Origin of the sequence: Microcystis aeruginosa NIES-843 (assembly GCF_000010625.1) — a bacterium.
GTDB lineage: Bacteria > Cyanobacteriota > Cyanobacteriia > Cyanobacteriales > Microcystaceae > Microcystis > Microcystis aeruginosa.
On sequence record NC_010296.1, the window covers coordinates 538,794 to 557,511 of the forward strand.

The window sequence follows — 18,718 nt, forward strand, 5'->3', positions numbered from 1 at the left end:
ACTTATCTAGAGGAGTGAGTTGGCGGCAAGCTGCCGGCAACTAAGCCGAAAATTTCAGAGTTCCCCCGGTCATTCTCAATAAACAGTGCTTGTTGAGAATGACCGGTCAATCAGACTTAACATCTAGGGGGAGATGTTCCAGTTGCTCGCTTTGTTTTGTCACCCCTTGAAGTCAATCCATCTGGTCAAGATAAGAGATAATATTCTTGGCAAGGTTTGGGGAAAAATCTCAAAATGTTGCGCCTCTCATCCGTTAAGTTGCTAATCTTTTGATTGTCTTGAATACGGACGAGATGAATCCCTTGAAAGCACTGAAATATCCAGCGTAATGTTGGTCGGTCAGTTAACTTACCCAACGGATTTTTCAGTCCCGTCTCCTGCTGTTTTAAACTTAAACGAAGTTGTCTTTGACCAATAGTATAAACCAGCAGGCACAAGCCCATGAGCATGGCCATGACCTCGATTCTATGGGGAGATTTGAGAAAGACACTGTCAGCAAAAAAGCAGGGGTCTTTGAGAAAAGAAAATCCTCTTTCTGGAGCTTGTTGCCCCTTATATTTTTTGAGTATATCCTCACTGCTCAATCGTTTTTTCTCCAAATCGTTAGTTGCTAAAACGAATCGTCCTGCTCGTTTCTTTAGCCTCTCAATCGCTGCCAAATTCAACTCTAATTCGGCTTGAACTTGATAGCTTTGAGAGGGCAAATCGTCTTTTGATTTGAGTTTTGACTGCTGAGACTCAGGCGGAATGAGATTGACTTTAATCTCCGTTAACTGATGAGATTTTAAGGAGTCAGATAATCCTTTGGCTATCGCCAACGCCACCGCTCTATTCTCAAATTCTCTTCGGGATAGTTGCCGGATTTTTTCTTGGGCAGAATTCTTTTCTTGCTCGATTTTTTTCTCTAATTTTTTCAAGTCTGATTCTTGTCTAGCTTGACTTTCAACTAGCAACCATCTTTGTTCTATCCCCCCATAGTTAGAGCTTGTTTCCCGCCAGGAATAACCCGGTATTTCTGAATCGGTTAACTCTTTTTCTGAGATGCTATCGACTAACTCTTGAGCCTCTTTAATGCTTAATGGTACTCGAGACAACCAACGCATTTCTTTCATTAGTTTTAAATTCTCTTTGCTATAGAGGGCGCTATCGCCGACTATTAAACTGTCAAAGTCAACTTGTTTTTGAAATTCTCGGGCGATTTGACCAAAAACCGCTTTGTCCGCTTCATTTCCGTCCCCTACTTTCAGGAATAAAGGTACATCTCCATCCCCACTTACGATTAAGTCAATCATAAATTGTTTTAAGTCAGGTCTTCGGTCGCGGGAGTATCCGTAGGTAATTTTTATTGGCTGTTGTCTGGTTTCAATTTCTTCTCCCACTGCTCCTGATTTCAGGATTTCTACTGTTGGGTATTCCTTTTTATATTCTCCTTCTACTGATAGAGAAGTCGAATCTAAATGGGAGTTCTCGGTTGCTACACCAAATTTTTTCACGGCGGCTAAACTGATGAGTAGGAAAATGACCGAAACATTAAGTTGATAAAGTTTGTCCATTACTCGACCAATTTTATCATCATTCAAGTGCTTGGGTTCGATGCCCTCTCCCAGCAGATGTTCGGTTGCTTTATCTTCAAAAAATTGAGGAAATAAATACAAGGCTCGGGAGACAAATCCCAATCCATTCAGGATAATTGCTTTCACTACTTGCCCCGCTGTGACAATTTCTCCTCGCTCAATTGAGACTTGTTCGTTGATAATTTCAACGATTCCTATTTCATCGATAATTCCGGCTACTAATCCCAGATGGTCTAGATTTTTGACTTCAATTTCTGTTGATTGATTCATGGTCGAACAGTCCACTCGCCTCAGTTTTCCAACAATTCCTATTTTTTCATAATTAGGGGTCTCAAGACCCCCCTAGCGGCCACCGAGAAAACCTTCACCAGCTAGGTATTTTTACTCAAGTCTCTGGCGGGGGACAGCTTATGTGACAGTTGAGGGTGCGGAATGTGGGTTTTAATTCTCCATGTACGCAGTCTTTAAAAGCCTCTATTTCGTTCCAAGACACGATTAAGAGTGGCTTTTAGGCTAAGTATAATTACTTATCGCGTAAGTGAGATGCTCCCTAGACAACCAGCTATTGTTCTGACTTTCCCAAAAACCAGAGACTTCCTCCCCCACCATTAAGATAGGCTAAGACGCATTTTAACCGCCTATCCTTAAGATTGGCTAAATCTCCTCAAATCCCTTTACTGTTGCAAGAGTGCCTCATCTCAACAAGCAATTTAAATTCGCGGGCAGCTTAAGTAGGGAGGCACAATTATTTGTAGTGGACTGTTTCAGCTAAAATAGGGCAATAGCTCGAACAAGCAGAGGACATCAATCATGGGAAGAGGTCGGCGAGATAAAGTCAATCTAACAGGGGAACAAAGAGAAAACCTCGAACAAATCAGTCGTAATGGCTATGCACCAGCTAAAAAAATTCTCCACGCTCGGATTTTGCTGATGTGTGACGAGGGAGAACAGGCGAAAAGGAAATGGACAGATGAAGAAATAGGCGAAGCTTTAGAAGTTCATAGAAATACAGTGGGACGTATTCGTCAAAGATTTCTTCAAAAAGGCGAAAAACCAGCATTAGAACGGAAATCGAGAAAAACTCCCCCCACTCCGGCAAAAGTTGATGGAGCCGCCGCCGCCCAAATCATTGCCCTGTGCTGTTCGGAGCCACCATCTGGCCGAGCCGAGTGGACAATCCGACTATTAACCTCGGAACTCAAACAAAGACAAATTATCACCGAGATTTCCAGTCCAACGGTGTGGCGTACTCTAAAAAAAACCAATTACGCCCTTGGAAAACCCAAAGATACTGTATTCCGGAACAGGATTTAGCCCGATTTGTTGCCCAGATGGAAGTTGTCCTTGACCTGTATGGCACTCAGCCATCGGAAGAAGAACCGTTAATCGCGATGGATGAAGCATCAAAGCAACTACTTGGAGAAGTTTACCCTCCGATACCCATGCAACCTGGACAAGATAAAAAAGAAGACTATCACTATAGTCGTGAAGGGGTTCAAGCCTTGTTCATGTTTTTTGACCCCCATCGAGGATGGAGACGGGTGAGTAACCGAGATAGTCGAACCCGAATAGATTGGGCAGAAGAAATTCGTCAATTATTGGATGTGGACTATCCAAAGGCTCGAAAAGTCAAGCTCGTCTGTGATAATCTCAACACTCATAACATAGCCTCGCTTTATGAAGCATTTCCAGCACCCGTTGCTCATCGTTTAGCTAGAAGACTGGAAATTTATTACACACCTCGTAATGGTAGCTGGTTAAATGTAGCCGAAACTGAACTAAGCGTCTTATCGAGGCAATGTTTAGATAGAAGGATTTCTAGCAAGGAAGAACTGAAAAGGGAGATAGAAACCTGGCAAAAAGAACGTAATCAGACTGCATCTACAGTAATATGGACGTTTACGACCAGCGATGCTAGGGTCAAGCTGAAACATCTTTATCCTGTGTTTGAGGAGGAGGAATCGGGAGAATCTATTGCACCAAATTAGCTGAAACAGTCCAGTAGGATGGGTTAGCGGTAGCGTAACATAATCGGGCGTTGGGTTTCATGCTTCAACCCAACCTACGTTCATCTTATATTTAATTCCACCCACCCACTTAACTGCTAGATTAGCTGACCAATTTTGTTTAGCTGTTAATTTTTGTAAAAAAAACATCGTCTGTATCCTATTGTACAGCTAGACTAAAAATAGCTAGAAAAAGCAGTTAGATCGGCAAGAGGGAAAAGGTAAAAACCCTGACTGGGAGATGAGGGGTAAATACGCAAATAAGCCTGAATTACCGTTCTAAGATTGGCTTTACCGACAGCGAGAGACCAGACTAATCAGGGAAATATCATCAAATAAACTAATCAATATAGCTTCTTAGGTGTCTGGGAGTGAAAAAAGACAGATAACGAAGTTTTTCTAGTTTCTATAACTGCACTAATCAGAGACCTAGAACTTACCTCTAAACCGACAACTAAATTATCAGGAGAATTGGGGTTATGCCGACTCTACACACGCTGACCAATGATAGTATCTCTTGTCCCCTGCCCGATCGCGTGGAGAACGTCAATTTCCACTACGAATTAGAAAATCAATTTCATCCCACCTACGGCCTCGAAAACCTAGGCATGAAAAATCTCGGTCGCGTTTATCGCAATCTTTCCGTACCGCAATTAGTCGAACAGGCGATCGAACGTCATGAGGGCGTTTTAGCCGATAATGGGGCTTTAGTGGTGGAAACGGGTAAATATACCGGTCGTTCCCCCAAAGATAAATTCATTGTCAAAGAAGCCACTAGCGAAAAGGAAATCGACTGGAATCAGCATAATGCCCCGATTAGCGAGGAAAAATTCCAGCAGTTATACCGAAAAGTCCTCGCCTATGTGCAGGGAAAAGACCTATATATCTTCGATGGTTACGTCGGGTCCGATCCTAATTGTCGCTTTGGCGTGCGCGTTGTCACCGAAATCGCCTATCATAACCTCTTTGCCCATCAGTTATTCCTCCGGCCCAGTGCGGTCGAACTAGCTGCCCATCAAACTGATTTTACCGTGATTGCCCTGCCGGGGTTACAGGGAGATCCCGAAGATGACGACCTGAACAGCGAAGCCTTTATCGTCCTCAACCTAGCAAAAAAAATCGTTCTCATCGGTGGCACTCGCTACGCTGGCGAAATCAAAAAATCCGTCTTCTCGATGATGAACTACCTGATGACCAAACAAGGGGTTTTACCGATGCACGGTGCCGCTAACATGGATAAACACGGTCATACGGCCCTCTTTTTCGGTCTCTCCGGTACGGGTAAAACCACCCTTTCCGCCGATCCTAAACGCAGCCTCATCGGTGATGATGAACACGGTTGGTCAGAAGACGGCATTTTTAACTTTGAAGGCGGTTGTTATGCTAAAACCATCCGTTTAAGTGCCGAATACGAACCCCAAATCTGGGCAGCGATTCAATTTGGCACTATTCTCGAAAACGTGATCCTTTCCCCCGATAATCGCCTTCCCGACTACGATGATGGACGTTTGACCGAAAACACCCGCGCCGCCTATCCCCTGCGTTATATCCCTAATTGTGCCGTATCTGGCATGGGAACCCACCCGAAAACTATTATCTTCTTAACTGCCGATGCTTTTGGGGTACTGCCACCAATCGCCAAATTAACCACGAACCAAGCGATGTATCATTTCCTCTCCGGCTATACTAGCAAATTAGCGGGAACGGAACGGGGAATCACCGCCCCACAGGTGACTTTTTCCAGTTGTTTCGGTCAATGTTTCTTCCCTCTGTCACCCCTCGTCTATGCCCAAATGTTAGGGGAACGTTTAGAACAACACCCCGAAACCTCCGTTTATCTGATTAATACCGGTTGGTCCGGCGGTCCCTACGGAGTCGGCGATCGCATTTCGATCAAACACACCCGCGCTATGGTTTCCGCCGCTTTAAATGGCGATTTAGAGGAAGTCGTTTTCCATCCTCATCCCATCTTTCAAGTTCTCGTCCCCGAAATTGTCCCAGGAGTTCCCAAAAAAATCCTCGACCCGCGACAAGCATGGCAAGATGGCGAATCCTACGACCTACAGGCGCGAGAATTAGCCCATCGTTTCGTGGAAAATTTCCGTCAATTTACCACTGCCTCCCAAGAAATCATTGCAGCCGGTCCAATTTGGGAATAACAGCATCAAGGAATCGGTTTTAACGAAGGCAGGAGTCAGGAGTCAGGAGTCAGGAGTCAGGAGTCAGGAGTCAGGAGTCAGGAGTCAGGAGTCAGGAGTCAGGAGTCAGGAGTCAGGAGTCAGGAGTCAGGAGTCAGGAGTCAGTAAGCTAAACGGCGCTTAACCTGCATGATCCAATAGCTATAACTCTTTTGGAGTCTATATCGGTGATCCGAAGTAAAAGCCGTTTAGCTTATTCAGTATTCAGTATTCAGGAGTCAGTATTCAGTTATCAGCTTCTGAAGGCAAGAGGCAACAGGCAAGAGGCAAAAGACAGAATCTGACAATTCTCCTACCTAAAAAGAAGGTTAGAAACTAAGCACATCAAAGCTTTTAGCTTAACCAATTAGGTCTTAGATTCGGCCCTTGTTGTCAGATGTGAGTTTTCAGTTCACTGTTTACTGTTTACTGAAAAAAGGTTCCCCACTTCCCCACTTCCCCCTCTCCAGCGCTCTCTACACCCTTCTATTGCCCATAGCTTGTCCGGCGAGATAACCAGTGGTCCAAGCGCTTTGAAAATTAAATCCCCCCGTAACTGCATCGATATCTAGTACCTCCCCGGCAAAATATAACCCCGGACAGATTTTACTTTCCATAGTTTTAAAATCCACTTCCTGAAGATTCACTCCCCCAGCGGTGACAAATTCCTCCTTAAACACCCCTTTTCCTTTGATTTGATATTCCCCTTGCTGTAATTCAATCATCAATCGATTGAGAGTATTTTTAGACAATTCGGCCCAGGGAGTTTCCGAGTTAACAGTCAAGTAACTTAATAAACTCTGCCAAATACGCTTAGGTAACTGCTCAAAGGGACAATAATTAAAAAGTTTTCTTTTGGGATATTCACTTTTAGTTTGTAAGATAATTTCTCGCAATTTTTCAGGATGATAATCCCCCAACCAATTAATGATTAAAGGCATTCGGTAATGATGCTCGTGAAGTACCCGCGCTCCCCAAGCAGAGAGTTTTAGGATAGCAGGTCCACTGACTCCCCAATGGGTAATTAACAAAGGTCCGATTTGTTCTAATTTACTTCCCCCAAGACGAACTCGCACTTTATCCACAGTAACCCCTAACAAATCTTTCAGACGAGGATCGGCAATTTGAAAGGTAAATAAAGAAGGGACAGGAGAGACTAGAGAATGACCTAAATCTTGAGCGGTGCGATAACCAAAAGGACTACTTCCCGTAGCAATTAAAAGCTTATCTGCCCTAATTTGCTCATCTCTTTTTAATTCAATTAAAAAACTTTCTTCCTGTTTTTTAACCGATTTAACTGGGGAATTTAGCCTTAAATTAACCCCAGCAAAAGTCGCACTTTCCCGCAGACAATTAACAATAGTTTCAGAATTATCGGTGCTGGGAAACATTCGTCCATCCGCTTCTGTTTTGAGTTTTACCCCTCGCAATTCAAACCATTTAATAGTATCTTGGGGTTGAAAGCGACTAAAAGCTCCCCGTAGTGCTTTGCCACCGCGAGGATAATAATTAACCAATTGGGAAACGTCAAAACAATGATGGGTGACATTACAGCGTCCCCCTCCCGAAATCCGCACTTTCGCCAGAGGTTCTTTTGCCGCTTCTAGGATAGTAACGCCAGCTTTTGGGTTAGATTCTGCCGCTTTAATTGCGCCAAAAAATCCCGCTGCCCCGCCACCAATTACGACTATTTGAGTCATATAAGTAAGTGGTTATAATTAAATTGAAGATAGATTTTGTCTTTGATCCCCCCTGCCCCCCTTGATAAGGGGGGTGCCGATAGGCGGGGGGATATCCCTTGATAAGGGGGGTGTCGATCCCCCCTTAATCCCCCCTTGATAAGGGGGGTGCCGATAGGCGGGGGGATATCCCTTGATAAGGGGGGTGCCGATCCCCCCTTAATCCCCCCTTGATAAGGGGGGTGTCTGATAATTTTTAACGCCTACCTACTTATCAAGGAAAAAGTTAAGTTTAAACCGACAAAAATCGCTGAATGACTTCTTGACTTAATTCACTTGTGAAACCGGAAGCAACAATTCCCCCTTTTTGCATGGCGTAATATCGATCAGCTTGGCGGACAAAATGCAGGTGTTGTTCTACTAATAAAACGGCGATTCCTTTGCTGGCAACAATGCGCCGTACCGCCGCTTCAATTTCGAGAATAATTGACGGTTGAATTCCTTCCGTGGGTTCATCTAAAATTAATAATTTTGGTTCCCCCACTAAGGCGCGAGCGATGGCTAATTGCTGTTGTTGTCCACCGCTTAAATCTCCTCCCATCCGCGATAACATGGTTTTTAAAACGGGAAACAAATCAAAGATTTCTTCGGGAATTGTGGCATTTTTTCTTTTTGTGGGTAAAGCTTCCAAACCGAGAATTAAATTCTCTTTTACCGTTAAACGGGGAATAATATCCCTACCCTGCGGCACATAACCCAGTCCTAATCTGGCTCTTTGATCTGAGGTTTTATTAATCAGGTTTTCTTGCTCATAATTAATTGTTCCCGCTCGCGGTTTTAAGATACCCATCAAGGTTTTTAATAGGGTAGTTTTACCCACGCCATTACGTCCAATTAAACAGACCATTTCTCCCGCATTAATGTTAAGGTCAACATCTCTTAAAATATGACTTTCTCCGTAGTAAACATTGAGATCAGATATGTGTAACATTGTCAACCCTTTTTAACTAATTTTAATCCTTTGACTTTTTATTCTTCCGAGGAACCTAGATAAACTTCAATAACTTTCGGATCATTTTGAATTTGCTCCATATTCCCCTCACATAGAACAGTTCCTTGGTGTAAAACCGTGACTTTGCGGGCAATTTGCCGGACAAATTCCATATCGTGTTCAATGACAATAATTGAATGACTTTCCGCTAGATTTAACAACAAATTACCCACGTTTTCCGTTTCCTCATCGGTTAATCCTGCTACGGGTTCATCTACTAGCAGTAAATCTGGTGACTGGGCCACTAATTGGCCAATTTCTAAGCGTTGTTTTTCCCCGTGGGAAAGTAAAGAAGCGGGTAAATCAGCTTTAGCAGTTAACCCGATAGTTTCCAATAAACCAATAACTTTTCTGCTATCTTCTAGGGGAGGACGACCGAAAAGAGTTGAGAAAACATTTTTATTGCGATTACTAACTAAATCGAGATTTTCTCGGACAGTTAGATTTAAATATACCCTAGGAGTTTGAAATTTGCGACCAATACCCAAACGAGCGATCGCATATTCAGGAATTTTGCGGAGATCTCGACCTTTAAATAATACCCGTCCGATGGTGGGTTGCACTTTCCCCGTAATCACATCTAAAAAAGTGGTTTTTCCCGCACCATTGGGACCGATAATCACCCGTAATTCTCCCGTATCCATACTGAAATTAAGATTATTGAGAGCTTTAAAACCCCCAAAACTAACGGTAAGATTCTCGATTTCTAAGATTTTTCCAGTCATAATTTCTAAGAGGGAATTGGGAAGTATTTTCAGTGAACAGTCAGCAGTAATCAGTGAACTGAAAACTCACATCTGATAACTGATAACTGATAACTGATAACTGATAGCTAAGGTCACTTATGCTCTAATTCTTCTTTTTCCAGTTGCACTTCCGGAGCTTCCTCAATACTAGGATAGGTAATTAAAGTTTTGCGGAAACCAAAATGAGTCAGCAAACGTTTAATCCCACCGAGAAGACCATCGGGAAGCACTGTCACCACAATTAGGAATAGGGCCCCTTGGAAAAATACCCAGACTTCCGGAAATTGTTCGCTTAAAAAAGTTTGGGCTAGGCGTACTAATAAAGTACCGACAACTGCCCCCACAAGGGTAGCACGTCCCCCCACAGCCACCCAAATCACCATTTCAATGGAAAAAGCCACATCCATAGAGTTAGGAGTGATAATTCCCGTTTGCACGGTATAAAGGGCGCCGGCAACACCAGCAATCGCCCCAGAAATGGCAAAAACTAACACCTTAAACCAAGTAGGATCATAACCAGAAAAACGGACACGCACCTCATCATCGCGAATGGCGACTAACAAGCGCCCAAATCTGCCGGTAGTTAACCAACGACAGAGCAGATAAATAGCCAGTAAACAGACAATTGTGAGTAAATAAAAGGCCACTTGAACGGCATCGGAGCCTACCAGCAACCCGAAAATTGTTTGGGTATCGGTTTTTAAGCCATTAGTGCCGTTAATTAACTTTTGTTGGCCGTTAAAAAAGTTAAAAAATACCAGTAAAGCCGCTTGGGTCAAAATCGAGAAATAAACCCCTTTAATGCGGTTGCGGAAGATTAAATAACCCAATAATCCCGCCACGATCGCTGGTACGATAATTAGGGCTAGAATTGTCAAAGGTAGGGAATAAAAAGGTTGCCAAATAAAAGGTAATTCTGTCACCCCGTAGAGAGTAAAAAATTCGGGCATTTGTCCGGGGGGTAACTGAAGATTTAGGTACATGGCCAAAGCGTAACCACCGAGGGCAAAAAAGATGCCATGACCAAGACTTAATAAACCCGTATAACCCCAGATTAAATCTATCCCCAAAGCGACAATAGCCAGGGAAAGAAATCGCCCCAATAAACGCAAACGGAAAGCCGACAAAGCTAAGGGCAGTAACACCGCAAAGATGACCACTAAACCAACAATAACAGCGATTTCCGTGATTAACTTTTTCTTTTCCCGTTGTCGGGATTCGTTTCTAGTGATGGTTTCGGTAATCATAATCTATAACTCGGCAGTACGTCCTTTAGGAGGAAAAATTCCCGCAGGTTTGAATTGCAAGAAAGCAATAATTAAAGCAAAAATCATCACTTTTGCCATGCTAGTGGTGGAGAAAAAGGTGAAGAAATCCGTTAGGGGTTTTAGGGCTTCTACAGAACCAAAAATCAGAGCAAAAGTTCCCGAACCAATTAAATAATTAGCCACACCGATCGCCATAGCCGCGATAATAGTTCCCAGGAGATTACCCACTCCCCCCACCACCACTACCATGAAGGTATCAACGATATAATTTTGTCCCACGTTTGGACCGACGGAACCCAAAAAACTAATCGCACAACCGGCAACTCCAGCTAATCCCGAACCGAGGGCAAAAGTCAAAGCATCCACTTGATTTGTCGGAATGCCTAAACAGGCACTCATCTGGCGATTTTGGGTGACGGCACGAATGCGTAAACCCCAAGAAGATTTATTTAAAAACCAATAAGTCCCTAACAAACAAAGGGCAGTTAAAATGATAATAAATAGACGGGTGTAGGGCATTTGAAAACCGGGTAAAGGTAAACCTCCCCGTAACCAAGCAGGAGCCGTGACATCGACGTTTCTGGCACTAAACCAGGGTCGAGCGAGAACCGGATTAAAAGATAAAAGATAGCCTAATAATCCAGCGATAGCTAGGGATAAAGGCAGGGTGATACCAATAGTTAAATTGCGAATTCTCTCCCAATCTAGGCGACGACTTAACACCGTCATCGCCCCAAAAAATAACAGACAGAAAACTATTAAACTAATTACTAATAACCCGTTGACACTTCTGACAAATTGCTGCAGAATTAAGCTGACTCCCCAAGTGGCCAGCAGCGTTTCTAGGGGTCTGCCGTAGAGGAACCTAATCACCCCCCTTTCTAATAATAATCCCGCCAATCCCGACACTAAAAAAGCGATCGGTAGGGCGAATAAAACATAAGTATCAAAGAGGGGAGAACCGAAACCTTTAAAGACATTTTGCACCACAAAAGTACTGTAGGCCCCTAACATCATTAACTCACCGTGAGCGAGATTAATTACCCCCATCAGTCCAAAGACAATCGCTAGTCCTAAAGCGGCCAGCAATAGCACAGAACCGATGCTAATACCATTAAACAATCCTTCCAATAATGCTGACACTTTTCGTTATTCCCGTGCATTTTTAAGCTTTAAAAAGTGGGGTGAACAGTAATGCCCACCTCACTCTCGTTATTGTCTGAAAAAATTCCTAAAACTAGGATTTTTCCATTTTGAACTTACCGCCCTTAGCCGGATCCGTCCAGTCACAGGCAAAGCCCTTAGTTTCGGGGACAAATTGGTTCCAAGGTTGCGGATCCACTACCCCCGGAGTTGACCAAACGATGTCAAATAGACCATCATCTCTCACCTGACCAACGCGGACGGTTTTGGAGATATGATGATTGGGGAACATTTCCACCGGTCCTTCGGGAGCATCGAATTTTTGTCCTACGGCTGCGGCGCGAACTTTGTCGAGATCATCGGCGGTTCCCGCTTGTTCTACCGCTTGCTTCCAGAGATAGACCATAATATAGGCCGCTTCCATGGGGTCGTTAGTGACGCGCTCGGGACCGTATTTAGCTCGAAAAGCCTCAACAAATTTTTTGTTAGCGGGGGTATCTACGGTTTGGAAATAGTTCCAGCAAGCGTATTGACCGAGGAGATATTCCTTACCGATTTGTTTAACTTCTTCCTCGGCAACACTCACCGACATGACCGGATATTTATCGGGAGTTAAACCGGCCGCTTGCAGTTGTTTAAAGAAAGCCACGTTACTGTCACCGTTGAGGGTGTTGAAAATAACGCCACCATCGGGTAAAGCTTGCTTAATTTTGGTAATAATCGGGGTAACTTCCGTGTTACCTAGGGGTAGATAGTCTTCGCCCACGGTTTCGCCGCCTTTCGCCTTTAACTGCTCTTTAATAATCGTGTTGGCGGTGCGGGGAAAAACGTAGTCGGAACCGACGAGGAAGAATTTTTTCCCTTTATTTTCCAGCAACCAAGTCACTGCCGGCTCGATCTGTTGGTTGGGGGCAGCACCAGTGTAAAAGATATTTCTAGAACACTCTTGACCCTCGTACTGGACAGGATACCAGAGCATATGGTTTTTGGCTTCAAACACGGGTAAAACCGCCTTACGACTGGCGGAAGTCCAACAACCGAAGACAGTCGCAACTTTGTCCTGATCGATCAGTTTGGTGGCTTTTTCGGCAAAAGTTGGCCAATCGGAAGCGCCATCTTCCACCACTGCCTCGATCTGTTTACCAAGAACACCACCGGCGGCATTGATTTCCTCGATCGCCAGTTTTTCCGCATCAACTACGCTGGTTTCACTGATGGCCATGGTGCCACTGAGGGAGTGCAGAATACCCACCTTAATTGTCTCTCCAGAAGTTGGGGCGGGACTAGCAGCCGGGCTAGGACTAGCCGTGGGGGTTTGGCTTTGATTGCCACCACAAGCTTTTAACAGAATACTGGTTCCCAAAGCGGCAGAACCGTACAGGAGAAATTTACGTCGTCCTAAATTTGACATGATGATCTTGAACTAACCTCGCTGACAATATTAGCTACTTCACACGGATGTTTTTGCTGAGGAGATTTTCGGGAATCTTTCTACGAATATCTGTGTGATATTACGGCTAGGTTAGCAGATTTTTTGTAACTTTCGCTACTTTTTGGATGTTTTTTGTAATTTTTGCTACTTTTTTCCCAAAAATTAATGATTTTTCTGGAATTTGCCTCAGTTTTTTAGCTATCAGGAGTCGGGAGTCAGGAGACAGGAGATAGGAGTCAGGAGATAGGAGACAGGAGACAGGAGACAGGAGACAGGAGATTATTTCTATTTATTCTTCCGACACCCCACACCCCACACCCCACACCCCACACCCCACACCCCACACCCTGCCCCCAGGAAAAGCTTTTTGCCGCAAACCTAATGATCAATCCGAATCTGGCCAAAGCAGCCGGACAGCAAGCAGCGCAAAACCAATGGCCGCTATCGCTTTTAATATCTTAGCGGGGAATAATTGCGCCATACTGCCGCCCGCAAGGACTCCTAAGAAACTGGTGCAGATTAAGGCGGTAATTGAGCCAAAAAAGACAGCTTTAGGTGATTTGGAACTGCCACCGAGAGCGATCGCTACTAATTGACTTTTATCGCCTATTTCTGCCAAAAAAACCGTGATAAATGTCAGTCCGAATAATTGCCAATTCATAAATTCTAGGGAGATGGGTGATGGGGAGGTGGGGAAGTGGGGAAGTGGGGAAGTGGGGAGGTGGGGAAGTGGGGAAGTGGGGAAGTGGGGAAGTGGGGAAGTGGGGTGTGGGGTGTGGGGTGTGGGGTGTGGGGTGTGGGGTGTGGGGTGTCGGAAGAATAAATAGAAATAAGGGACCTGCGTAGGAATAATATCCCAGCCAGACACTCGCTCTGTAGAAGAATCAGACCAGCCATAAATGGTACATTATCAAAGCGCAAGTCCCTAATCTCCTGTCTCCTGTCTCCTATCTCCTGACTCCTGACTCTTGATCACTGATTGCTTAGAGAATATCGCCGATCAGTAAACCGGTGATCAAAAGGAGAAGGATAGCGACACCGATATCTAAAGTTTTGGGGGAAAGACGACGAGCAATCCAATAACCGATCAGGACACCGAGGAGACTGGTAGCGATTAAAGCGGTGGCTGCCCCGGCAAAAACCACCCAGGGGGATTGGGATTCAGCACTGATGAGAAGGGTGGCTAATTGGGTTTTATCGCCGATTTCAGCAAAAAATATGGTTAGGAAGGTGGAACTAAACACCGTCCAAAAACTCCAAGAAGGTGGCTGATCTGGCTTTTTCTCGGTTGAGGCGATCGATTTGCTATCACTCATCGGCTAATTTAACAATATCGGGTTAAGCAATAATTTTCATACTTTTTTCATTTTAGCCCGACCGGTTTTCTGGCGATAGTTTCTGCTGTTGGGGGCGCTGTCTCCTCCCCCCAATAGTTAAAAAACCCTAGTCGATCGAGGTAGAGTTTCCATCCTAGAGTTTAATAATTATTAGACTAGGACGAGCGCAAATTGCTTGGAGGTATAGCCCCTATGGTAGAAAACAGAGATTATACTCTGATTATTGACAAAAGTGGCAGTATGTCCACTGCTGATAAACCCAGCGAGAAAACCCGTTGGCAAATTGCCCAAGAATCCACCCTCGCCTTGGCTAGAAAGTGCGAGGAATTCGATCCCGACGGCATCACTATCTATCTTTTTTCCGGACGTTTCCGACGCTATGATAATGTTACTTCCGATAAGGTGACACAAATTTATCAAGAAAATGAACCTATGGGGAGGACAGACCTAGCCGCTGTTCTTCAAGATGCCCTCAATAATTATTTTCAGCGCAAAACTGCTGGCAAAACTAAACCCAACGGAGAAACTATTCTGGTGATTACCGACGGAGAACCAGATGATCGCAAAGCGGTGATGCGTCAAATTATCGAAGCTTCTCGAAAACTCGATAGGGATGAAGAATTAGCCATTTCTCTGATTCAAGTAGGCCATGATCGACAAGCAACCGAATTTCTTAAAGCTTTAGACGATCAGCTAGAATCGGCGGGGGCCAAATTCGATATCGTTGACACAATTACTATCGATGATATGGAAGATATGACCCTAGCGGAAGTTCTTCTCAATGCCGTTACCGATTAATTTCTACCCAGTAGGGGTGAGAGCTTTCCACCCCTAATCAAGGAGGATTTAACTGCTAGTCAGGGCGACCAATTTATCTTTTTCCTCATCGGATAATTGATCCGATTGTCCGGTGATTTGTTTGTAGATTTTGAGATATTCCAAAGCGGATTTATACCAACTGAAATCTTGAGTCATTGCCCGTTGCTGTAGTTTTTGCCAATCCTGTTTATAACGGAAACTTTCCCAAGTCCGGATCATACAGGTAAACAGGTCTAAAGGTTCATAGCGATCGAAACTAAATCCTGTTCCTCTTTCCTGAATTGGGTCGTGGAAAGATACCGTATCGACCAAACCACCGGTGCGGCGTACCATGGGAATACAACCGTAACGCATGGCCATTAATTGGGAAATGCCACAGGGTTCAAAACGGGAAGGCATTAACAAAGCATCGGCCCCCCCATAGATGCGACGGGAAAGGGCATCACTATAGAGAAGATGCAGGGACATTCGCCCCCGGAAACGGGAAGTCATCTCCCACAGTTGGGTTTCATAATAGCGATCGCCTGTACCCAAAATAATCAATTGTGCATCAGTATAGGTGAGAAAGCGATCTAAAATTTGCATCACTAGATCAATACCTTTTTGTTCCACCAAACGCGTCACCATCGCCATGACAAAGGCACTTTTACTGACCTGTAGCCCCACTTCTTCTTGCAGGGCAATTTTATTGATCAGACGTTTTTCGATGGTTTCTGGGGTAAAATTCTGCTTAAGATAAACATCTTTAGCCGGGTCATACACCTCCGTATCGATGCCGTTGACAATCCCCACCAGATTGCCGGAAATATAGGACAATAATCCCTCTAAATTTTCGCCATAAATGGGGGTCTGTATTTGACGGGCATAGGTGGGAGAAACGGTGGTGATGCGATTAGCAAATTGAACCGCCGCGGCCATGGTATTATCGCCCTGCATATACCAAGGACACCAAGTCATTTTTTCTAATGCCTCCCGCCAAGGGCCCTGGTAGGCGAGATTATGGATAGTAAAAACGGTGCTAATATCGGGGTCTTGGTGCATCCAGACGGGAATCATGCCCGTATGCCAATCATGACAGTGAATAACTTGCGGTTTCCAGTAATTCCAAGCGAATTCCGCCGCACCATTGGCAAATAGGGTAAATCTCCAGGCCTCATCTTCGCCTCCGTAGATATTGCGTCCAGAGAAAGCTAGATGACCAAAGAGGTAGAGAGGAATATCCGTATCGGGTAAAACCGTCTCATAGACTAAAAAATCCTGAAACATGGCGAATCCTGACCAAATGGGTTCGGAAGGGATGTCCATTTTTTCCTGGAGAAAACCGTAGTAGGGTAGAAAAATCCGCACGTCATGACCTAGCTGACGCAAGACTTTCGGTAATGCCCCAATTACGTCCCCCATTCCCCCAACTTTGGCAATTGGGGCGGCCTCGGCACCCACAAATAGAATTCGCATACTCTTCCCGCTTTACTTCACGACGACAAGAAATTTTAACAGATAAAACCACCCTAGTAGGATTTGCAAGCAGGTTATTATCGGATTAGCCTAGATTTTTCTTTAACCAACCAGAGAGCCAACGAGGGGCATAATTAGCTGTTTTGGACATTATTAAGTTTTGTCGCCTTTTTATTAAGTTTTAGCTGCTCGGCACCGGCACTGTCTGCTATTGTCGATTTAACCGACATTCCGCCTATCTTCATATACTTTTATATATCTTTACATTCCCCAAACTGTTTTGACGAAAAACCTTCACTGTAGAAACTACTATTGAGAACATTTTCAATAATTGATTTTTTCTGAGAAAAAAAATTAAAATTCTTCACCTTGATCAAAATCAATCATTGTAGCTATAGTCCTTACTGGCAATGGATTGTAAGCAATATATTAGTAAAAATTATCAATTGAATGTTAATACTAAATCCGGTTTGCATGAGTGCCTCTTGCATGAGTGCCTGTCCTTATAGGTAGCCTATGCTCAGCGGATTTAGTATAACAGGCAATTCTTCCCTCACCCCCAAGGAGTGAAACTCCTCATTGCCGCGAGGCAAATTCCCCACCCGGACTCCTAGCGGGGTGGGGACTGACGCGGAATCGTTCACCCTAATTTCGGTAAACCCATACTATAGTTCTGCACTCTGGCATTGAGATTATAGCTAATTTCGCCTTTTTGCAGGAGAGAACGGATAAAATGTTCTAGATCTGAACCGATGCGACGGAGATTATATTCGCTCAGTTCTTCCCCATTGTAGGACTCTACCAATTCATCAAACTTACTATAAACCTTATTGAGAGCCACTTCTTCCCAATTAAATTCATTATCGGGATCCACATCAAGAGTCAAGACATTGTTACTCTCGATTAATTGATTATTTTTTACTTCAGCCGTATAAATGCGAATATGACGGGTCGTGGATTTTAACAGCATGGAATCTTCGGGGTAAGTTAGACGCTATGTCTAAGATTTTGCCATGATTTGCGGAATTGGGGAATTGGGAATTGGGAAGTGGGGAAGTGGGGTGTGGGGTGTGGGAATTATGGATTATGAAGTGGGGTAGATAGGGAAGTGGGGAAGTGGGGAGGTGGGGAAGCTGTCTCATCACCCTATCACCCCAAAACCCTATCACCCTATCTCCTGCCTCCCGAACAATGTTTACGGATCGACCAGAAACGTGATACTATGATAGATTGCAGTGTTTAAGCAGAGATCACGAGTCCTATGGCCTTAACCCAGACCAAAAAACAAGAACTAATCAGCCAATATCAGGCCCACGAAACCGATACAGGATCATCGGAGTTACAGGTAGCTTTCTTAACCGAGAGAATCAACCAACTGACCGAACACCTGAAAGCTAACCCGAAAGACCATGCTTCCCGTCGGGGATTACTCCAGATGATCGGTCGTCGTCGGGGACTGTTAACCTATATCCAGAAGAAAGATCAACAACGTTATCAAACCCTGATTGGTCGTCTCGGAATTCGCCGTTAAGCATACCCCCTTTGCATCCCTACCATGGCCTCTGAATCGAAATCGACGGAGAAAAAAGAACGTCTCCCCTTTGAGCCGCGCCAAAATAAGCGAAAAACCCCGAAAATTGCCCCTAGTCCCGTGCCACCGCCCCTAAAAAATCGCTCCGAGGAAACCAGCTTAAAGGCGATTCCGCAAGTGGTCAGTCAACGGATGGCCAAACGGATGGCGGTATTTTGTGGCCTGCCGACGGCACTGGGGATAGCTTCCTTTTTTGGCTTCTACTGGATTATTAGCCACGATCTTCTCGAAATCCCTTCCTACGTCGCCATGCTCGTCAGTTTAAGCCTATTTGGTCTAGGTTTCATCGGTCTGAGTTATGGCATCTTCTCCGCTTCTTGGGATGAGGATCGGGTGGGGGATTGGCTAGGATGGCAAGAATTTCAAGCTAATTTTGGCAGAACGATCGCCGCCTGGCGGTCCGGCAAAAAAGAAGTGGAAGAAAAATAGATAACCTCTAG

At 44.5% G+C, this 18,718-nt stretch carries 18 protein-coding genes; 6 read left to right on the plus strand and 12 right to left on the minus strand.

What is annotated here, in order from left to right:
* Positions 1–185 precede the first annotated feature (185 nt).
* Positions 186–1,844, minus strand: coding sequence for an IS1634 family transposase (locus tag MAE_RS02720; protein WP_012264225.1), 1,659 nt, complete (start codon positions 1,842–1,844; stop codon positions 186–188).
* A gap of 540 nt (positions 1,845–2,384) precedes the next feature.
* Between MAE_RS02720 and MAE_RS28305 the strand changes: the two genes are divergently transcribed.
* A protein-coding gene (locus tag MAE_RS28305) for an IS630-like element ISMae25 family transposase (RefSeq protein WP_125730803.1) occupies positions 2,385–3,562 on the plus strand; the annotation gives its coding sequence in 2 pieces (ribosomal slippage) (positions 2,385–2,826 and positions 2,826–3,562; 1,179 coding nt in all).
* Positions 3,563–4,059: 497 nt separating this feature from the next.
* The gene (pckA, locus tag MAE_RS02735; protein ID WP_041803727.1) at positions 4,060–5,739 is read left to right on the plus strand and encodes a phosphoenolpyruvate carboxykinase (ATP); all 1,680 of its coding nucleotides are present in this window, start codon (positions 4,060–4,062) and stop codon (positions 5,737–5,739) included.
* Positions 5,740–6,233: 494 nt separating this feature from the next.
* On the opposite strand, the gene MAE_RS02740 is transcribed toward pckA, so the two are convergent.
* From MAE_RS02740 to MAE_RS02770, 8 genes are all read right to left on the minus strand, one after another.
* Positions 6,234–7,457: an NAD(P)/FAD-dependent oxidoreductase gene (locus MAE_RS02740; RefSeq protein ID WP_012264228.1), complete on the minus strand. Its 1,224-nt coding sequence runs from the start codon at positions 7,455–7,457 to the stop codon at positions 6,234–6,236.
* 271 nt (positions 7,458–7,728) lie between these two features.
* Positions 7,729–8,427 carry an urea ABC transporter ATP-binding subunit UrtE gene (gene urtE, locus MAE_RS02745; protein ID WP_012264229.1) on the minus strand — a complete coding sequence of 233 codons (699 nt, stop codon included), beginning with the start codon at positions 8,425–8,427 and terminating at the stop codon, positions 7,729–7,731.
* 38 nt (positions 8,428–8,465) lie between these two features.
* Positions 8,466–9,212, minus strand: coding sequence for an urea ABC transporter ATP-binding protein UrtD (urtD, locus tag MAE_RS02750; protein WP_004163062.1), 747 nt, complete (start codon positions 9,210–9,212; stop codon positions 8,466–8,468).
* 113 nt (positions 9,213–9,325) lie between these two features.
* Positions 9,326–10,480 carry an urea ABC transporter permease subunit UrtC gene (urtC, locus tag MAE_RS02755; protein WP_002733641.1) on the minus strand — a complete coding sequence of 385 codons (1,155 nt, stop codon included), beginning with the start codon at positions 10,478–10,480 and terminating at the stop codon, positions 9,326–9,328.
* A gap of 3 nt (positions 10,481–10,483) precedes the next feature.
* Positions 10,484–11,644: an urea ABC transporter permease subunit UrtB gene (gene urtB, locus MAE_RS02760; protein ID WP_012264230.1), complete on the minus strand. Its 1,161-nt coding sequence runs from the start codon at positions 11,642–11,644 to the stop codon at positions 10,484–10,486.
* A 94-nt stretch (positions 11,645–11,738) separates the two neighbouring features.
* Positions 11,739–13,055, minus strand: coding sequence for an urea ABC transporter substrate-binding protein (gene urtA / locus MAE_RS02765; RefSeq protein ID WP_012264231.1), 1,317 nt, complete (start codon positions 13,053–13,055; stop codon positions 11,739–11,741).
* Between the two features lie 257 nt (positions 13,056–13,312).
* Positions 13,313–13,465: a hypothetical protein gene (locus tag MAE_RS33110; protein WP_158303487.1), complete on the minus strand. Its 153-nt coding sequence runs from the start codon at positions 13,463–13,465 to the stop codon at positions 13,313–13,315.
* A complete protein-coding gene (locus tag MAE_RS02770; protein ID WP_002732425.1) occupies positions 13,462–13,737 on the minus strand; it encodes a TMEM165/GDT1 family protein in 276 nt (91 codons plus the stop codon). Before MAE_RS02770 ends, MAE_RS33110 begins: the two co-directional genes overlap by 4 nt.
* A gap of 13 nt (positions 13,738–13,750) precedes the next feature.
* On the opposite strand from MAE_RS02770, the gene MAE_RS33115 reads away from it, so the two are divergent.
* Positions 13,751–13,903 carry a hypothetical protein gene (locus MAE_RS33115; RefSeq protein ID WP_158303488.1) on the plus strand — a complete coding sequence of 51 codons (153 nt, stop codon included), beginning with the start codon at positions 13,751–13,753 and terminating at the stop codon, positions 13,901–13,903.
* A 156-nt stretch (positions 13,904–14,059) separates the two neighbouring features.
* Here MAE_RS33115 and MAE_RS02775 read toward each other — a convergent pair whose 3' ends face one another.
* A complete protein-coding gene (locus tag MAE_RS02775) occupies positions 14,060–14,392 on the minus strand; it encodes a TMEM165/GDT1 family protein (protein ID WP_002777289.1) in 333 nt (110 codons plus the stop codon).
* Positions 14,393–14,605: 213 nt separating this feature from the next.
* Between MAE_RS02775 and MAE_RS02780 the strand changes: the two genes are divergently transcribed.
* Positions 14,606–15,211: a vWA domain-containing protein gene (locus MAE_RS02780; protein ID WP_002733700.1), complete on the plus strand. Its 606-nt coding sequence runs from the start codon at positions 14,606–14,608 to the stop codon at positions 15,209–15,211.
* A 48-nt stretch (positions 15,212–15,259) separates the two neighbouring features.
* Here MAE_RS02780 and glgA read toward each other — a convergent pair whose 3' ends face one another.
* Positions 15,260–16,687 carry a glycogen synthase GlgA gene (glgA, locus tag MAE_RS02785; protein WP_012264233.1) on the minus strand — a complete coding sequence of 476 codons (1,428 nt, stop codon included), beginning with the start codon at positions 16,685–16,687 and terminating at the stop codon, positions 15,260–15,262.
* A 640-nt stretch (positions 16,688–17,327) separates the two neighbouring features.
* Entirely contained in the window at positions 17,328–17,657 is a 330-nt protein-coding gene (locus MAE_RS02790; RefSeq protein ID WP_002738864.1) for an NAD(P)H-quinone oxidoreductase subunit M, read from the minus strand.
* 291 nt (positions 17,658–17,948) lie between these two features.
* Here MAE_RS02790 and rpsO point away from each other — a divergent pair, with 291 nt between their 5' ends.
* Entirely contained in the window at positions 17,949–18,218 is a 270-nt protein-coding gene (gene rpsO, locus MAE_RS02795; RefSeq protein WP_002738807.1) for a 30S ribosomal protein S15, read from the plus strand.
* A 24-nt stretch (positions 18,219–18,242) separates the two neighbouring features.
* Positions 18,243–18,707 (plus strand): PAM68 family protein, encoded by a 465-nt coding sequence (locus MAE_RS02800; protein ID WP_002763019.1) that lies wholly within the window; start codon positions 18,243–18,245, stop codon positions 18,705–18,707.
* The last annotated feature ends 11 nt before the right edge of the window (positions 18,708–18,718 follow it).

Bases quoted from the DNA above. Each gene is read 5' to 3' on its own strand.
- rpsO (WP_002738807.1), top strand. From the start codon at position 17,949: ATGGCCTTAACCCAGACCAAAAAACAAGAACTAATCAGCCAATATCAG.
- MAE_RS02740 (WP_012264228.1), bottom strand. From the start codon at position 7,457: ATGACTCAAATAGTCGTAATTGGTGGCGGGGCAGCGGGATTTTTTGGC.
- urtD (WP_004163062.1), bottom strand. From the start codon at position 9,212: ATGACTGGAAAAATCTTAGAAATCGAGAATCTTACCGTTAGTTTTGGG.
- urtE (WP_012264229.1), bottom strand. From the start codon at position 8,427: ATGTTACACATATCTGATCTCAATGTTTACTACGGAGAAAGTCATATT.
- MAE_RS02775 (WP_002777289.1), bottom strand. From the start codon at position 14,392: ATGAGTGATAGCAAATCGATCGCCTCAACCGAGAAAAAGCCAGATCAG.
- MAE_RS02720 (WP_012264225.1), bottom strand. From the start codon at position 1,844: ATGAATCAATCAACAGAAATTGAAGTCAAAAATCTAGACCATCTGGGA.
- MAE_RS02770 (WP_002732425.1), bottom strand. From the start codon at position 13,737: ATGAATTGGCAATTATTCGGACTGACATTTATCACGGTTTTTTTGGCA.
- MAE_RS02800 (WP_002763019.1), top strand. From the start codon at position 18,243: ATGGCCTCTGAATCGAAATCGACGGAGAAAAAAGAACGTCTCCCCTTT.
- pckA (WP_041803727.1), top strand. From the start codon at position 4,060: ATGCCGACTCTACACACGCTGACCAATGATAGTATCTCTTGTCCCCTG.
- MAE_RS02790 (WP_002738864.1), bottom strand. From the start codon at position 17,657: ATGCTGTTAAAATCCACGACCCGTCATATTCGCATTTATACGGCTGAA.
- glgA (WP_012264233.1), bottom strand. From the start codon at position 16,687: ATGCGAATTCTATTTGTGGGTGCCGAGGCCGCCCCAATTGCCAAAGTT.
- MAE_RS33115 (WP_158303488.1), top strand. From the start codon at position 13,751: ATGGGTGATGGGGAGGTGGGGAAGTGGGGAAGTGGGGAAGTGGGGAGG.
- MAE_RS02780 (WP_002733700.1), top strand. From the start codon at position 14,606: ATGGTAGAAAACAGAGATTATACTCTGATTATTGACAAAAGTGGCAGT.
- urtA (WP_012264231.1), bottom strand. From the start codon at position 13,055: ATGTCAAATTTAGGACGACGTAAATTTCTCCTGTACGGTTCTGCCGCT.
- urtC (WP_002733641.1), bottom strand. From the start codon at position 10,480: ATGATTACCGAAACCATCACTAGAAACGAATCCCGACAACGGGAAAAG.